This is a genomic window from Bradyrhizobium uaiense, assembly GCF_010811875.1.
GTDB classification, from domain to species: Bacteria; Pseudomonadota; Alphaproteobacteria; order Rhizobiales; family Xanthobacteraceae; genus Bradyrhizobium; species Bradyrhizobium uaiense.
On record NZ_VKHP01000088.1, the window covers coordinates 17,775 to 32,817 of the forward strand.

The following is a 15,043-nucleotide window of genomic DNA, read 5'->3' on the forward strand; positions in this document are numbered from 1 at the left end:
TCGTTATCCATCCATCGAAGCGGCGGAGATGTTATCGTTTGACGGTAGAAACACGTTGGTAATCAGCAAGCTCGCGCTCGCCACCGCGACACCGCACCAGAAGAGATCGGGTGAGTAGTGTTGGATCCCGAAGAGATGCCGGCCTCCGCAAATCGCGCTTTGCAAGAGGCAGCTACCGGAGCTCAATGCGATGCACGGGAACGCCTCCTTGAAAGTGAGGCCGGTATTGTCGATGACGCCCGGAAACAGCATTGCCCACCAGCCAATCGCCGCAATGATTGCTACCGCGCCAATCATCCGCAACCATCCGGCGACGATTCTGAGCGTCATGGAATTGAGAACCTATCAGGTGGATTGCGCGCTTAGCATTCTCTGCGCGGCGCCGTAGCAAGGTCTACGCGAGGGCATATGAGACCGGCCTAGCCAGGATTTCTGCCGCCGCGGCAAACCATGCCATCGCTCCTTGCAGGTCGACTACATGTGTCGAAGATGTCTCGACCTTGTTTCCGAATGTCGTCAGCTGAGGCATCGCCACAGCTGATCGGTCACGCAAATACATTGTAAGTGCGCTTCTTCGCCCAAGCCCTGGCGTCGACATTCTGTTTGAAGACCTTGATCAATTTGAGATCCTCGATCTGCTCGACGATCTCACGTTCGAGAGCTTCACCGGCGGGATGGTGGTGATAGGCGAGTTGACCGAGAAGTTCTGCAAGCCTTTCTTCCGGTACCGGCGGTTTGTACGTGTCCTCGTAGAACTTCGCGACTTCGGCTGGGTGGTCGGCGACATACTCATGGGCCTCGAGGATCGCCTCGACCACGGATCTGACGACGCCCCTATCCTTCTGCAAGAAGGCCGAGTTGGCGCCGATGGTGCAACAGCTGATGTTGGCGTAGGGCCCGGTCTGATTGTTGGCAATTTCCGTGAGGTGGTCGTCCTTGATCCAACCAAATGTCTGCGGATCATAATGCGCGAGGGCATCGGCCTCGCCCTTCTGCACGGCGGCAGACAGCAGATTGCCGGGGAACACCCTCCAGGTGATCTCCGTCTCGGGATCGATGCCGAGCTTGATCAGACCGACCGCGAATATCTGCTGCGAGGCGCCGTTCAACTGACTGACTGCGATGGTCTTTCCCTTGAGGTCGGCGAGCTGTCCGATGCCGCTGCCGTGTCCAACCAGTAGACGCGTACACCCTGCGTGCGTACCCGAGATAAGCTTGACATCGAGACCTTCGTCGAGCGGCTTCAGCCAGCCCAGGAGAAATCCCGCGGCGACGTCAACCTTGCCGGAGGCGATATAGGGGATCAGCGCGTTCTCGCCGCCGGCGAGAAAATCAACGAGCTCGACATCAATGCCGTGCTTTGCAAAGATTCCCTTTTGCGCGGCATAGCCGAGCGGGGCATAGCAGGCCGCCGGCTGCGCCCATCCCAGTCGCACCTTCTGCAAATCAGCTGAGCGGACGATGGCTGGCTTCGCGATGATCCCTAGCGAGCCAGCCAGCCCCAAAGCGCCTGCCCCTCCCAGAGCGGCACGGCGCGATAGTGAAATTCGTCTGGTCCCCGTATCGTTACCCATTGCCCCCGCTCTCCTATGCGAAACCACCTTGGTACCCAGTTGTCGCCGTTTGGCCAGAGGCAGGCATGACAGATACAATGAAGATCGTGCCAAACCGGTCGGACATCGAGGCGCCACCCGGCACTGAAATGGGTCCAGCTCCCACGCTCCCGCCGCAGCAGAGGTCCTGAACGACACCTTCCTGCAGGTGTTCGTAGGTCTAAGAAGAAGGCCCGGATCTATTGACCTGGTTATGCAACGTCCCCTCGGAAACTTGAAACACCATACAGGATCTGAGCGGTAGCGCTGAATAATCGTTCTCTCACGTCCAGGTCGTTGGTGGCTTCTTCGACAATCCGAATGGCCTTTGACACCACGGGCTCGGGAGTTCGCACGAATCTCCAGACCGGCGACCAGTCGGTTCCAAACAGCAGGCGCGTTGGGCCAATTGTCTGCAGGGCGCGCCTCGCGTGGGCCGATGATGATCCGGATATCTCCAGGTGGACGTTCTCGTTCCGCATTGCGACCGCCAGGCAGTTCTCGAAGCAGTGATCAATTCCCCTTCCCATCTTGGTTAGAATGATTGGAACGGAAGGATATCGGTTCGCCACCTCGTCGACCCATATGGGATCTCCGTAGAAGAGCCCGCCCGGAAGCTGCGTCCATGCCGTGGGGATCTGGACGCTCATCCCTCGACGTGCGAGCACGTCCATCATCGGAGCCAAATCGTCGGCAATGTCCTCAGGTTGAAGTGTGCGCGTCAGGCGCCGTACGAATATTTCACCGGCGCCGATCATCCCAAGGTCCGAAATGCATCGCTCCAGCTCGCCAGCGACGGCCTTGGGAGACATCATTTTCTCTTCGTCGCGAGGATCATCTACGGGCGTTGGCCAGGGCGTTGGTACGGCGATCGGGATCAGCCGGTCGGGGTAGCGGGCCGCGATCCTCGCCACGAAATCGTTGGTAATACCGGGACGGCCCTGGACAATCGCCCTGTCAATCCCGAACTTGTTCATATCGGCTATCAGCGTCTCGCCATTGTCGGCGGCTTCTTCGTGCACAAAGCGCTCATATAACGCGCGATGTCGCGTTCGAAAGGCGACAACATCGGGAACTGTCGATAGAAATTGCCCCGCACTCTCAATCGACGGAAATGTACCCACGTGAACGTGGCTATCGATGATCATATCCATCCCACCCGCACGACCCGGCGATGCTCATCCTGCGACGTGTTCGATTTTGGCGGCTCCCCAAGGGGCATCACGAAAGTCACGGAAGGACACCGCGATCATTCTCGCCAATCCCAGACAGCGTCGCGTATCCTGATCGCCTTTGGAATAAGGTTCAATTTGAACATCAGATCGGCTAGGGCCTGCTGCTTTTCGACGATGTCATCGGTCACAGGAGTGATGGCGTAGTTGGCACGCTCGGCCGCGAGACGCTGAACATCAAGCTCAATGCCGGTGATCTCGGCAAGCTGTCGGGCGATCTCATTGCGATGGCTCTGGGCCCAATTGCCGATTGGACGTAGCTGATGCAATACGTCCCGTACCGTCTCTGGATACGCGTTCGCGAACGAGCGACGAACGACGAGAAAGTTATAGGACTTGATGTCGGGGCCGAGGGCCGCGATCACCCGTCCATTGAGGTTTTTCTCCGCAAGCGCGAGATAAGGATCCCAAACGGTCCAGGCGCTGACATCACCACCCGCGAGAGCCCCGGGTGCATCAGAAGGCGCCAAGAAGACCGGACTGACATCCTCGTATCCAAGGCCAACCTTCGCGAGCGCCGCAACCAGGAAATAGTGCGAGCTGGTTCCCTTTGCGACCGCAACCTTTTTGCCCTTCAGACCACCGACATGGTCTATCCCCGATGTCGGAAGCACCACGATTCCTTCACTGCCATCTCCGGCTGGCTGCGCGGCGATATACTGGAAATCGAAGCCCGCGGCTTGAGCGAAGATGGCCGGTGTATTTCCCGAGGACGAAAAATCCATGCTGCCGACATTGACCGCCTCGAGCGCAGGGCTCCCGTATGAAAAAAGTTTCCAGGTCGCCACCACCCCGGTCGGCTGGAAGACTTTTTCGAGTACGCGCTGCTGCTGCGCGATAACCAGAATACCGCCGCGCTGGTATGCAAGGCGAATTTCCTTCGGTCGCGCCTCAGACCCTCCCACTGAGGGCTCGGCTCGCGCCTTCCCTGGGCCGCCAGCGAATGGCATGGAGAAGGCCGCCAAGCCCTGCAGCAAACGACGCCGCCCTAAGCGGACTCTCGCCGCGACCGATCCGGGCCGCCTTATCTCGGACATGGCTCGCTCTGAATGGGCAATTGGATGGCGGTTTTGAACGGCAAAACACGACAGACCAACGTTGCAGATCGCAGCAATGTCACCTGCTCGATGCTGCCGCGAGGGTCACGCCGTCTGGCGAACTGGACTGAACTCAAGTATCTGCCCATCGTCAGGAATGCGGAGTTGCTCGGGAGAAATGCCGCGCGACTGCGCATGCTTGCGCAGATCGCCGCGGCTGACCGTTGCATGGTCCAGTGTATCGAGATGGGTCGCGACGACGACCGCATGAGGAGCGGCCTTGCACACCGCCACGGCCTGCTCGGCGTCCATGGCAATTGGATCGTTCTGCCAGAGGGCTCCGCAGGGATGAATGACGATGATGTCAGGATTGGTGGTACGGATCGTCTCTTCGACGGCCGGATAAAATACCGTGTCGCCGGACCAGTAAAAGGTTGGCTCACCTCGCGCTTCCAGGCTGAAGCCGATGACAGAGCCCATCTTCTCGACGACCGAGCCGAAGCCATGACGGCCCTCGCGCCGTGTCAGGTTGATACCTTCCCAATCAATCTGATCGAGCAGGGGCGTTACGTTTTCGAATCCAGACGTACGGATCTTGTCCTCGTCTCCTGGCTGGCAAATCAGCGGCAGATGCTTCGGTACAAGTGATTTCGCAACGGAATCAAAATGATCCGAATGCAGATGCGAAACGATGACAAGCTCGACGCCATCGAGGATCTCATCAGGGTCGACCGGCAGGTCGACGAGCGGGTTACGCGACCGCCCGGCATAGGACGACAGACTATGCTTGGGTGCGAAGAACGGATCGATCAAGATCGTTCGGCCAGCGACGTTCAACTTCAGGGTCGCGTTGCGTATCAGCCTTACTTTCATCGATTTGCTCCTGTTGGGGTCGACCGACGTTACCTTTGCCAAAGCGACGGCACCGATTTGAAAGCGTCGCGAATGCTGATCGAGCGACGAGGTTTCCAAATCGACCGAACGGAGCTTGAATTGTGGCCGAGCGTGTCAGGCTTGGCCACCGGCGCGAATGACAGTTATCGTGAATAACGTGCCAAAAGAGGCACACATCGCGATTTCAGCATCGCCGCAAGGCGGAGATCGGCATCCTTTGATTCGGTGGCACCTCGCGACTGATTGCGACTGCGACGCTTGTTCAATCAGACGTGCGATCGGAGCGATCGTTATCTATCATTCTTTAAGGGCAACAAAACTCTTACCGAGCCTACTTGCGACCCTGAATGGGTGCCTTGAGCCACGCCTTGAGCCGGCGTACTTCGGGTGCGGGTTCGGTATCGTTTCGCACGCACAGATAATAGTTTCTCTCATCTGTTTGCTTATGGTCCGATACGACCACCAATTCGCCGGCTCTCAGTTGCGGTTCGATGAGAAGCGGACGCAGCAGGGCCACGCCCATGCCCGAGCTAGCCGCCGATCCCGCCAGCAATCCGTCTTCACAGATCATGCCCTTCAACGGTATCGAAGGGTAAACACCTTGCGCCGCGAACCATCGCAACCAGCCGTCCGACAAGCCATCATGGACGAGTGGCGCGCGAAGCAGATCGCGCGGCTCTGCGAACGGGCCATATTGACGGACGATGGCCGGATTGCAGACCGGAACGACGCCTCCATCCAGCAAGAGCTCACTGTCATAGCCGATCCATTCCCCGCGGCCGAAGCGCAGTGAAAGATCGGCCGCGTCGCTCGCATAATTTCGATAACGAGCGTACTGGAGCTGAATTTCAATATCTGGATTTCGAGCGAGAAACGCTTTCAGTCGCGGCAATAACCAGGCCGTCGCAATCAGCGGCAGAGCGCTGACAATCATTGGCTGCGCGAGCTCCCTCTGCTTCATCTGGGCAGTCGCGTTTTGCAGCGTAGCAAAGGCCGGGCTAACCGCCTCGAAATAATTGCGCCCATCGGCGCTGAGAACGAGCGCCCGACCGCGGCGGATCGTCAGGGCAACGCCTAGATGATCTTCGAGCGCCGTCAATTGATGGCTGACCGCCGAGGGCGAGATGCCAAGCTCCAGGGCCGCCGCCGCCAAGTTTCCAAGACGCGCAAAGCTTTCGAAACATCGCAAGGGCGCGAACGGAATGCGATGACTTGCCGGCTGAGTTAGATTCATCGGTTGAAGCGATTTCGATTCATGGAAGGGCTTCGATTGATCTAACGTCTTGGCAACATGCGCGGTGCGGGGGATGGGGCTGCTTCTGTCTCGTCATCGTGAAATGCCACTAAGTGTTCACAAGAGGACGTGATCAACGCCTCCCGGCGTTACGCGCCCAAGGCTCGTTTCGCGGTTATCCCGCTCTACATGCTAACGGTCGCCGCGAACGGCGCAAGACGGCAAGGGTAGGATCAGATCCGGGGAAGACCTTTCTATGTTGTCGAGGAGCGAGCGAACGTGAGCATTGCGCTTGGGGCAAGTCTTAAAACATTTACCTCGATCGAGACGCCCCTGTTCAAAAATGCTCTGAAGGACGTTGCTGACTTCGCGCACTAAACCAGGTCAGCGCCGATCGAGGAGCCGACAACTTCGCTGTCTGTAATTCTGTGCGGAGGTGGTTTGGAGCACCTCCAGGTGGGAGTATGATCGATGAGAGATGGGATGAGCCGGCGCGTCTTCGGCGGAATTGCGCTGGCGAGCTTGATTATGCGTCCGAGCAACGCGGCCACCACGACGATCTCACTTGGTGAGGTGACCAATATCACGGTTTCACTCGCGCCCGTCATTCTCGCGACATCGATGGGCTTCCTGGAGGAAGAAGGTTTGCAGGTCACAAATCTCGAATTCCAGGGCGGCGGCGTGCTGTTCCCGCAGCTTGCGAACAAGCGAGTGACGGTAGGTTTTCCAAGCCCTGATCCGCTTGTCCTCTCACGGCAGCCCGGCAAGGATCCGCTGCCGATGCGCTATTTCTACAACTCGGTACGCCGCAGCCTTTGGGAATTCGGCGTGCTCGCCGAGAGCCAGATCACGGATCTTCGGCAACTGAAGGGAAAAAAGCTTGGGGTCGGCGCCCTGACTTGGGGCAATCTATCGACAACGCGCGCGCTGCTGCGAGAACTCGGTCTCGAACCGGCCGAATATGAGCTGGTCCCGGTCGGGACAGGGGCTCCAGCAGCTCTTGCTCTGCAAAAGGGCCAGGTCGATGCGCTCAATCTTGCCGACTCGATGCTTGCGGTTATCGAGAACATCGGCGTTCCGTTGCGCCGCCTTGCCATGCCGGCGAAATATCAAAGCCTCCTGTCGGACGGCTTCGTCGCCCATGAAGATACGATCAGGGAGCGACCGGAAATATTGGCTGGCTTCGGCCGAGCCATCGCGAAGGCAACGATTGCCGCCAACGCCAACCCGGCGGGTTGCGTCAAAGCGTTCTGGCGCGCGTTTCCGAATCAAAAGCCGACGAAAGGTGATGATGCAAGCAAACTTGCGCAGGACCTGCGTGTTCTTCAGTCGCGACTGCCAAAACTGGTGTCCTTTGAGCCTGACGCGCGCGCCCAGTTCGGGGAGTATCCCAAGGGCGCATGGCGCAGTTTTGTCGAGGTGCTGCACGCGGGCGGTCAACTGTCGACGACCGATATCGACGTTGAGTCGCTCTATACAAATCAGTTCGTGCCTCAGTTCAACGATTTCGATCACGACGAGGTCCTCAAGAAAGCCAGAAGCGCGTTATGAAGGGAGTCAAGCTCGCCCTTTCGACGTACGAGGCGCCTTCGCCCCAACCTGTGACCAATCCGTTGTTGACCGCAACTGGGGTCTCGATGGTCTACCCGGCACGTCGTGGCTCGACGACGGCCTTGGAAAATCTAAATTGCACGCTCGATGAAGCCGAATTCCTATCGATCCTGGGTCCTTCCGGATGCGGCAAATCGACCTTCCTTAGACTTGCCGCGGGCTTGCTTCAACCGACGAGCGGCGAGCTCACTTTTCGGGGCCGCCCGATACAGGGTCCCGGCCGCGATACCGGAATCGTATTTCAGCAACCAACATTGCTCCCGTGGGCAACCGCGATAAAGAACGTCATGTTGCCCAGCGAAAATCTGGGCCTTGACCGCAAAGACAGTCTGGCGCGAGCGCACGAGCTTCTGCGGTTGGTCGGGCTTTCGGCCTATAAAGACCTATATCCCGGAGAGATGTCTGGCGGCATGTGCCAGCGCGTCGGGATCGCCCGCGGACTTGCGCACAGGCCATCGCTTCTTCTGATGGACGAACCGTTCGCGGCCCTCGACGCCATGACGCGCGAGCACATGATGGTCGAACTGCAGCGGATTTGGCAGGTCCAGCGCTGTTCCGTCATTTTCATAACCCATAGTATCCCGGAAGCGGTCTTCTTGTCGGATCGGATTGTCGTGATGGGGGCGCGCCCCGGTCGTGTTGTCCGTGACATCAACGTCGATATACCGCGACCGCGAACCCTTGCCACCATGTCGGACTCTCGATTTGTGTCTCTGACGCGGGATCTGCGCGAACTCTTCACCGATCTTGTAAAGATTGGCTAGGATATGGAACGTGTGCGCTCGGCCGCTACAGCGTTGCTGTCTGCCACAGTGATCATCGCGATCTGGCACTACGCGATCATCTGGTTCCATGTCCCGAACTATCTCATGCCGGCGCCCGGAGCTGTTGTTGAGGCACTCAAGCGCGGCTATATCGCCGGCGAGTTCTGGAAGCATCTCGTCTTCACGCTCAAATCGACCTTGCTGGGCTATGTCACCGGTTGTGGATCGGCGCTCCTGATCGGCGCCGCGCTGGCGGAGTGGCCTGCGGTCGAGCGGCTCGTCATGCCCTATATTGTTGCGCTCCAATCGATGCCAAAGGTGGCATTGGCGCCTCTCATCATTGTCTGGTTCGGCTTCGGCCTGGAATCGAAAATTGTCATGGTAGCGTTGATCTGCTTCTTTCCGATGTTTGTGAATACGGTCGCTGGTTTGCGCCAGACCGATCCCACGCTGATCGAAATGATGCGCGCCTACTCCGGATCACGGTGGCGGACCTTTGTCCGTATCAAGGTGCCGGCCGCGGCGGGAACGATCTTTGCCGGCCTGCAGATCGCCGTCGTGCTCAGTCTTATCGGCGCGATCGTAGCTGAGTTCATCTCATCGACCGAAGGGCTCGGCTATCTCATCAGCGCGGCCTCGACGACCCTCGATACCAGCGTGATGTTTGCGGCCCTTTTTAGTCTTGCGGCCTTGGGTATCACGGGCAGCGCGGTCGTCCGGTCCGTACACAGAAAGTTGGTATTTTGGGGCAAATCGGCTTCGGCCGCGGCGAAGGAATAGCAGGGCGGGTCAATGATCGGATCGAGCGCCACATTCGGACGGAGGGCTTGAAGACCACCAACTTTGTTGCGCGCGTGGCGCAAGAGCGTATCGGCAATCCGGTGAGGCCTTTGGCCGCTTTGAGCTCCCGCCGCCGGGTGATGGCCGGATCGCGAGTTGTTCACCCCCGCGGCTATGGACCGCGCTCGCCTGGCACGGCCCGGGGGAGCCGACGGAGAGCATGGCCAATCCACCCCTGTGGGACAGCGCAATAATCCTTCAGACCTCCCACATAACGGAAACGAACGGCTTTGACGCGTCCAATTCTCTCTTTCAAATGGTACCGGAAAGCTAGGGCCGCTCCGCGACCGGGGTCTCGTCACCCTCTTCGAGACGATAACGGAAGTTGCAGTGGTCGGCCCCTCCCATGATCGTCTGGGTGTGCGTCAATTTGATTCGCGGATCATAGCCCTGGCAGAACACGCCGTCGCGGTTGCACGACAGGAGATGGCCGATGTCACCGAGACCCATCTCGCGATAGGTTTCGGCATAGCGGCACCGATGGATGTTGAGGTCAAATCGATCATCCGTCGCTGTCACGATCTCGACGGTTAAAGCATCATCCTTGGTCCAGAGTACCTGGAGCTCCCGAAACGTCTGCAGGTTGGTGCCGCCAGGTGTTCGGGCAGCAAAGTACTTGCCGCTTGCGATCGCCGCGCGCTTGATCGCCGTCTCGATGACGCCCTTGGCCTGCTCCTCGCCAAAGCGTTCGCGCATGACGGCGTAAATGGGCGCTATGACGCCTGCTTCGATGCGGCGCCGTTCCAGAATTCCAATCTCGTTCGCTATCGGAGAAGCGGCCGGACTTGCATCAGCTGCTTCGGCACGATCGGTCATGTCAGTTCTCCCTTCAGTTATCAACCCGGATACGCAGAAAGCCCAGTCCGGATGGGATTCGCGGCGTGTGCCACAGCTAAACCATCCATAAGTTTCGAAGCGCTCCCCAATGCGATTGCCTATCCACGCAACCGATCTTTTGACAAGACTATTCCCTTTACAGGCTCAGCGCGCCCTGCGCCGCCAAACATGGAAGCGTTCGTCAGACGACCTCCCCGTCCGGTCGGGATCGCGCCCCGCATGCTACAAATCCGTCAGCTCCCACGAAACTGAGAAATCGTCCGATCATGAAAAGGATTCACGCCAGACCCACAAAACGCGATGCTATGCCTGTTAGACAGAACGGTCGAGTGGCGACGATGGCGACAATGTATGATGGCATTTCCAAGTACCGCACCTGACAAGAAACAGAATGGCTGCCGGCGCGCTCTGCAGGGTGATTTTATCGCTTTTTGTGAGCGGCGCTAGACATCGGGTTTTTGTCCGCAGCAGCATCTGGCATCTTGATGGATCGCGGATGAACTGAACTCCTGTCGAGACAACGACAATGCAGACTTTGGTCATCTTAGTCGAACATTTCGCGGCGCGGGGCTTCTGAACTGTGATGTCATCGAGCTTTCTGACGATCGATAGCATCTGCAAACGCTACGGGCTGCTGCGTGCGCTGGAAGCCGTTTCGCTCGATGTGACGCAGGGTGAGTTCCTGACCTTGCTCGGACCATCCGGCTCGGGCAAGTCGACGCTGCTTGCGATTCTGGCAGGATTTGCTGAACCGGACCAGGGCATTGTACGGCTCAATGGACGCGATATCACGCGCTTGGCCCCGGAGGCGCGCCGCTTTGGCGTCGTGCCGCAAGGCTACGGCCTGTTTCCACATCTGACGGTCTACGAGAACATCGCATTTCCATTGCGCGTTCGCCGCAGCCGCAGCGCATCCATCAACGGCCGCGTCAGGCAGGTGATGGAGCTTCTGCAGATCGGGAGTGTGAAAAGCCGGCTTCCAAGAGAGCTTTCGGGAGGACAACAACAACGGGTCGCATTGGCCCGCGCACTCTCGTTTGAACCTGATTTGCTGTTGCTGGACGAGCCGATGAGCGCGCTTGACGCCTTGCTGAGACGCGATCTGCAAGCCGAGCTCGTGCGGCTTCATCGCCAGGTTGGCACGACCTTCGTCTACGTGACGCATGACCAGCAGGAAGCGCTAGCGCTTTCGGATCGCATCGTGGTCTTGAATCATGGCCGTATCGAGCAGATCGGCACCCCGCGCTCGATCTATGCTCAGCCCGCGACCCGTTTCGTCGCCAATTTTCTCGGTAAGAACAACTTGTTGCAGGCGACAGCCGCAATCGGGCCCCTCGGCCGACTTCACTTCCACTGGAACGGTCATCGGATCGCGGCCGGGGTAACTGCCCCATTCGAAGGTCCTTGCAGTCTCACTATTCGGCCCGAGGCCATTGTCCTCACCAAGGTCGGACATTCATCGCAAGGCACGAAGGACCGCATCCTCGGCACTGTGGTCAACCACACCTTCCATGGCGCCTCGGCAGATGTCATCGTCGCTGTCGGCCACGAAAGCCTGACAGTCACGTTGACGGCCGCGGCATCGCCGCCAGTGCCGGGCGATGAGGTTTGGCTTGCCTTCGACGCCGAACGGCTGTGGTGCCTGCCAGAGGCCGATACGATTTCGCCCGCGGCTTCAGCGACGTCACCCGAGCTGGCGGCATGATCCTCCCTTCGGCGATAGCGTTGGGGCGCGAGTTCGCGGGTGCCCGTTTTCAGATTGCCCCGGTTCGGGGTTTGTCGGTGCAGGACGGTCTGGTGATCGGCTCTGTCCTCGTACTCATCGCCTGCTATCTCCTGCCGTTGGGCGCTGTGGTCGCGCTTAGCTTTCTGGTCCCGGTACCCGGCATCGGAAACTACTGGTCGATCTTTCAGAATGCGACCGTTCATGCGGTTGTCGGCAAGACGCTCTGGATCAGTTCGCTGACTGTGGGTCTCACGCTGCTGCTGGGCTACATCACCGCCTACGCGCTGGTTCAGGCTGGGCCTGTCGCACGGAAGCTGATGCTGGCCGGCGTGCTGTTGCCACTATGGATATCGGTGCTGGTCCGCAACTATGCATGGATCGCATTGCTCTCGCCGGGCGGCATCGTCAATAGCATCCTGATCCGTTGGGGCTGGCTGGACCAGCCGGTGTCGCTGGTCCGCAATTCGTTCGGTGTAGTCCTGGGCATGGTCCATTACATGCTGCCCTACGCCATCCTGCCGATCTACGCTCAGATGGCCCGCATCGACAGCACGTTGCCGCACTTGGCGCGGTCACTGGGTGCAAGTCCGCGGCAGGCCTTCATACGCGTGTTCTTGCCGCTCTCTCGCCCCGGCTTGGCCGCGGCCGCGTTCCTCACCTCGATCATGTCGCTGGGGTTCTACTTGACGCCTGCCATGCTGGGCGGTGGTAAGACCGTCATGGTCGCCGAATTCATCTCCATCCAGGTGACGGAGACGTTGCGTTGGGACATCGCGACCACCTTGAGCACGTTGCTGCTCCTCGTCACCGGCGCGCTGGTCTGGCGTTTCAGCCACTTGCTCGAGCTGGCCACCGCAAAGCCGAAGACATGAGTGCATCATCGCCGCGTTCCCTGCATCCGACCCGACTGGCTGAATCAACCGGCCGTGCGGTCGTTGTCTTTCTCGTGCTGCCCCTGGTCGCCATTATCCCGATGTCGTTCAGCGACACGCGTTACCTGTCGATGCCTCACGATGGCTTGTCGACGCTGCATTATTGGCGCCTGTTCAGCGAACCGGCGTGGCGCGACAGCTTGTTGCAGAGTGTGGGCGTCGCGCTGCCGGCCGCCTGCCTGGCGCTCCTCATCGGCCTCAGTTTCTGCCTCGGCGCATGGCAGCGGCAGGGGAACATGGTGCGCCTGCTGCAGATCCTGATGCTGGGCCCGCTGATCGTGCCCGGCATCATCCACGCGGTTGCATACCATCGCGCTCTATCGTTCATCGGATTGTTCGATAGCTTCGCAGGCACCGTGCTCGTTCACGCGATCAAGGGATTGCCCTTCGTCGTGCTGTCAGTTTCGGCCTCGCTCTCATCCGTGCATCCGGCGACCTTGCAACTGGCGCGGAGCCTCGGGGCTTCACCTGCACAAGCTCTGTGGCGCACGCTGCTGCCCCAGATCCGATACGGGATCGCGGCCGGATTCATATTCGCGTTCGTGACCTCCTGGGACGAAATCGTCGTCACCCTGTTCATCACGAGCCGCAACGTGATCACGCTGCCCAAGCAGATTTGGCAGAGCCTGTTCCTGAACCTGGATCCCGTCGTCGCCGCCCTCGGTAGTCTCGCGCTGCTCGCAACCTTGTTGGCGCTGCTGGCCACGTCGTTGTCCGGCAGCCGCCTTCGTTCCCTTCCATCGCCCAACACAATTGCCTGACCTGAAAGGATATCCCATGTCTGATTTTACGTATGATACCGGCTACATGCAGCACCTTGAGCAGTCAGTGCGGCGCGAAACGCAAGGCAAGACCGTCCATCGCCGCCGCTTCCTCCAGGTCCTATCGGCGCTTGGCGTCAGCATCGGATCGTTGAGCTTCCTGCCTTCGGCCCGGGCGCAACAGAGCGAGTTGGTGGTCGCTAACTGGGGTGGCGATGCACTGCCAGCGCAGCGGGACATCCTCGCGGCCGAATTCGTCAAGCGTTATCCGCAGATCCATGTCGCCTTCGACACGACGGGACCAACCCCGGGAAAGATCAAGGCGCTGGTCGAATCGGACAATGTCAGCTGGGACGTGGCCGACCGCAACCTTCTATCGGCCCTGGAGCTCGGTCGGCAGGGTCTCCTCGAGAAGGTCGACGAATCCATCGTCGATATCAACGCGGTGCCCAGTCAGTTTCGCACCGAATGGGGCGTCGGCTCCTACTTCTTCTCCTTCGTCATCACCTACGACGCGGTCCGCTTTGGCTCAACGCCGCCGCGAACCTGGAAGGATTTCTGGGACCTTCAAACCTTCAAGGGCAAGCGCGCACTACGCAACAACGTCGAGGGCGTGCTCGAATCCGCTCTTCTGGCGGACGGTGTAGCACCCGACAAGCTGTATCCGTTGAACGTCAATCGCGGATTGGACAAAGTGCGTCAGATCAAGGCGGAGACGATCTTCTACAGCAACACTTCGGAAGCGCAGCAACTGCTTCGTTCTGGTGAAGTCTCGATCGGAAGTCTCTGGAGCACCCGCGCTCAAGGCGTGAAGGAAGACACCAAGGGTCGGATCGACTACCACTTCAACGAAGGCATTCTGCTGATTGCTGCCTGGAACGTGCTGAAGGGGGCTAAGAACGTCAAAGACGCCTGGCGCTGGGTCGCGCTATCGCAAGATCCTTACCTGCAGGTGGCACTGCTGAAGAAGCTGGGGTGGGGGCCGATCAATCCGGCAGCGAACAAGCTGGTTCCGGCCGAGCTGCAGGCGCAAAACCCCGGATCACCTGAGAATATTGCACGCCAGATTGTGGTTGATGCCGAATGGTACGCCCGCAACTATTTCGAGGTGCAGAACCGGTACCTCGACGTGCTTGCAGCATGAGTCCGGCTGAAAACGTCCCCGTCGACGCGGCGCCGCCCCTGACCTTCATGGGCGTGCCGTTCGTGACCCGCGTACCTCCGCAGTCGCGGGCGGTGATCGCTGGAATTCCGTTTGATGGCGGTCAACACGCAACCCGGCTGGGCGCCCGCCTCGGGCCGCAGAGCGTACGCGAACAATCGCTCCAGTTGCGACCGGTGGACCCCGACGCAGATTTGGATGTCCTGGCTGAACTCGGGCTAGTCGACGTCGGAGATGCGCGCGTGCGGCATGGCGAGCTCGAGGCGTCTCAACGCAGCATCGCCGAGTTCGCCGGCGTGCGCGTAGAGCCCCTTCGAGGCGACCGGTCCGCGCAGTCCGATATGGTACGACACGGTCGGGTCGAGCAGGCGGGAGTCGGCGGCCCGATGGAAGGCAGCTGGCCCAGTGTGTCCGGCCAAGG

General features: G+C 59.5%; 15 protein-coding genes. 8 read left to right on the top strand and 7 right to left on the bottom strand.

What is annotated here, in order from left to right:
• Nucleotides 1-3 precede the first annotated feature (3 nt).
• The 6 genes from FNJ47_RS21305 to FNJ47_RS21330 all read right to left on the bottom strand — a co-directional run bounded on the left by FNJ47_RS21305 (nt 4) and on the right by FNJ47_RS21330 (nt 5,989).
• Entirely contained in the window at nt 4-330 is a 327-nt protein-coding gene (locus FNJ47_RS21305; RefSeq protein WP_163156542.1) for a hypothetical protein, read from the bottom strand.
• Nucleotides 331-545: 215 nt separating this feature from the next.
• Nucleotides 546-1,652, bottom strand: a complete 1,107-nt coding sequence (locus FNJ47_RS21310) for an ABC transporter substrate-binding protein (protein WP_163156544.1) — start codon at nt 1,650-1,652, stop codon at nt 546-548.
• A 152-nt stretch (nt 1,653-1,804) separates the two neighbouring features.
• Nucleotides 1,805-2,740, bottom strand: a complete 936-nt coding sequence (locus FNJ47_RS21315) for an amidohydrolase family protein (RefSeq protein ID WP_163156546.1) — start codon at nt 2,738-2,740, stop codon at nt 1,805-1,807.
• A 101-nt stretch (nt 2,741-2,841) separates the two neighbouring features.
• Nucleotides 2,842-3,861, bottom strand: a complete 1,020-nt coding sequence (locus FNJ47_RS21320; protein WP_163156548.1) for an aliphatic sulfonate ABC transporter substrate-binding protein — start codon at nt 3,859-3,861, stop codon at nt 2,842-2,844.
• A gap of 105 nt (nt 3,862-3,966) precedes the next feature.
• Nucleotides 3,967-4,734 carry an MBL fold metallo-hydrolase gene (locus FNJ47_RS21325; protein WP_163156550.1) on the bottom strand — a complete coding sequence of 256 codons (768 nt, stop codon included), beginning with the start codon at nt 4,732-4,734 and terminating at the stop codon, nt 3,967-3,969.
• A gap of 352 nt (nt 4,735-5,086) precedes the next feature.
• Nucleotides 5,087-5,989, bottom strand: coding sequence for a LysR substrate-binding domain-containing protein (locus FNJ47_RS21330; RefSeq protein ID WP_163156552.1), 903 nt, complete (start codon nt 5,987-5,989; stop codon nt 5,087-5,089).
• A 483-nt stretch (nt 5,990-6,472) separates the two neighbouring features.
• On the opposite strand from FNJ47_RS21330, the gene FNJ47_RS21335 reads away from it, so the two are divergent.
• Genes FNJ47_RS21335 through FNJ47_RS21345 form a run of 3 tightly spaced genes read left to right on the top strand, consistent with a single transcriptional unit; the run spans nt 6,473 to nt 9,144 of the window.
• Complete coding sequence (locus FNJ47_RS21335; protein ID WP_163156554.1) at nt 6,473-7,540, top strand: ABC transporter substrate-binding protein; 1,068 nt, start codon at nt 6,473-6,475, stop codon at nt 7,538-7,540.
• Nucleotides 7,537-8,364 (top strand): ABC transporter ATP-binding protein, encoded by an 828-nt coding sequence (locus tag FNJ47_RS21340; RefSeq protein WP_163156556.1) that lies wholly within the window; start codon nt 7,537-7,539, stop codon nt 8,362-8,364. The genes FNJ47_RS21335 and FNJ47_RS21340 overlap by 4 nt, the downstream gene beginning before the upstream one ends.
• A gap of 3 nt (nt 8,365-8,367) precedes the next feature.
• Nucleotides 8,368-9,144, top strand: a complete 777-nt coding sequence (locus FNJ47_RS21345) for an ABC transporter permease (protein WP_163156558.1) — start codon at nt 8,368-8,370, stop codon at nt 9,142-9,144.
• Between the two features lie 330 nt (nt 9,145-9,474).
• Here FNJ47_RS21345 and FNJ47_RS21350 read toward each other — a convergent pair whose 3' ends face one another.
• Nucleotides 9,475-10,020: an L-2-amino-thiazoline-4-carboxylic acid hydrolase gene (locus tag FNJ47_RS21350; RefSeq protein ID WP_163156560.1), complete on the bottom strand. Its 546-nt coding sequence runs from the start codon at nt 10,018-10,020 to the stop codon at nt 9,475-9,477.
• A 604-nt stretch (nt 10,021-10,624) separates the two neighbouring features.
• Here FNJ47_RS21350 and FNJ47_RS21355 point away from each other — a divergent pair.
• From FNJ47_RS21355 to FNJ47_RS54755, 5 genes are all read left to right on the top strand, one after another.
• On the top strand, nt 10,625-11,746 hold the full coding sequence (locus FNJ47_RS21355) for an ABC transporter ATP-binding protein (RefSeq protein WP_236000033.1): 1,122 nt from the start codon (nt 10,625-10,627) through the stop codon (nt 11,744-11,746).
• The gene (locus tag FNJ47_RS21360; protein WP_163156564.1) at nt 11,743-12,639 is read left to right on the top strand and encodes an ABC transporter permease; all 897 of its coding nucleotides are present in this window, start codon (nt 11,743-11,745) and stop codon (nt 12,637-12,639) included. Before FNJ47_RS21355 ends, FNJ47_RS21360 begins: the two co-directional genes overlap by 4 nt.
• A complete protein-coding gene (locus FNJ47_RS21365; protein WP_163156566.1) occupies nt 12,636-13,460 on the top strand; it encodes an ABC transporter permease in 825 nt (274 codons plus the stop codon). Before FNJ47_RS21360 ends, FNJ47_RS21365 begins: the two co-directional genes overlap by 4 nt.
• 16 nt (nt 13,461-13,476) lie before the next feature.
• On the top strand, nt 13,477-14,604 hold the full coding sequence (locus FNJ47_RS21370) for an extracellular solute-binding protein (protein WP_163156568.1): 1,128 nt from the start codon (nt 13,477-13,479) through the stop codon (nt 14,602-14,604).
• 47 nt (nt 14,605-14,651) lie between these two features.
• Nucleotides 14,652-15,043: arginase family protein (locus tag FNJ47_RS54755; protein ID WP_430649403.1), on the top strand; the 392-nt coding region annotated here is incomplete at its 3' end.

Coding starts and splice junctions, on each gene's coding strand:
- FNJ47_RS21305 (WP_163156542.1), bottom strand. CDS start 330: ATGACGCTCAGAATCGTCGCCGGATGGTTGCGGATGATTGGCGCGGTA.
- FNJ47_RS21315 (WP_163156546.1), bottom strand. CDS start 2,740: ATGATCATCGATAGCCACGTTCACGTGGGTACATTTCCGTCGATTGAG.
- FNJ47_RS21320 (WP_163156548.1), bottom strand. CDS start 3,861: ATGTCCGAGATAAGGCGGCCCGGATCGGTCGCGGCGAGAGTCCGCTTA.
- FNJ47_RS21325 (WP_163156550.1), bottom strand. CDS start 4,734: ATGAAAGTAAGGCTGATACGCAACGCGACCCTGAAGTTGAACGTCGCT.
- FNJ47_RS21330 (WP_163156552.1), bottom strand. CDS start 5,989: ATGAATCTAACTCAGCCGGCAAGTCATCGCATTCCGTTCGCGCCCTTG.
- FNJ47_RS21335 (WP_163156554.1), top strand. CDS start 6,473: ATGAGCCGGCGCGTCTTCGGCGGAATTGCGCTGGCGAGCTTGATTATG.
- FNJ47_RS21340 (WP_163156556.1), top strand. CDS start 7,537: ATGAAGGGAGTCAAGCTCGCCCTTTCGACGTACGAGGCGCCTTCGCCC.
- FNJ47_RS21345 (WP_163156558.1), top strand. CDS start 8,368: ATGGAACGTGTGCGCTCGGCCGCTACAGCGTTGCTGTCTGCCACAGTG.
- FNJ47_RS21350 (WP_163156560.1), bottom strand. CDS start 10,020: ATGACCGATCGTGCCGAAGCAGCTGATGCAAGTCCGGCCGCTTCTCCG.
- FNJ47_RS21355 (WP_236000033.1), top strand. CDS start 10,625: ATGTCATCGAGCTTTCTGACGATCGATAGCATCTGCAAACGCTACGGG.
- FNJ47_RS21360 (WP_163156564.1), top strand. CDS start 11,743: ATGATCCTCCCTTCGGCGATAGCGTTGGGGCGCGAGTTCGCGGGTGCC.
- FNJ47_RS21365 (WP_163156566.1), top strand. CDS start 12,636: ATGAGTGCATCATCGCCGCGTTCCCTGCATCCGACCCGACTGGCTGAA.
- FNJ47_RS21370 (WP_163156568.1), top strand. CDS start 13,477: ATGTCTGATTTTACGTATGATACCGGCTACATGCAGCACCTTGAGCAG.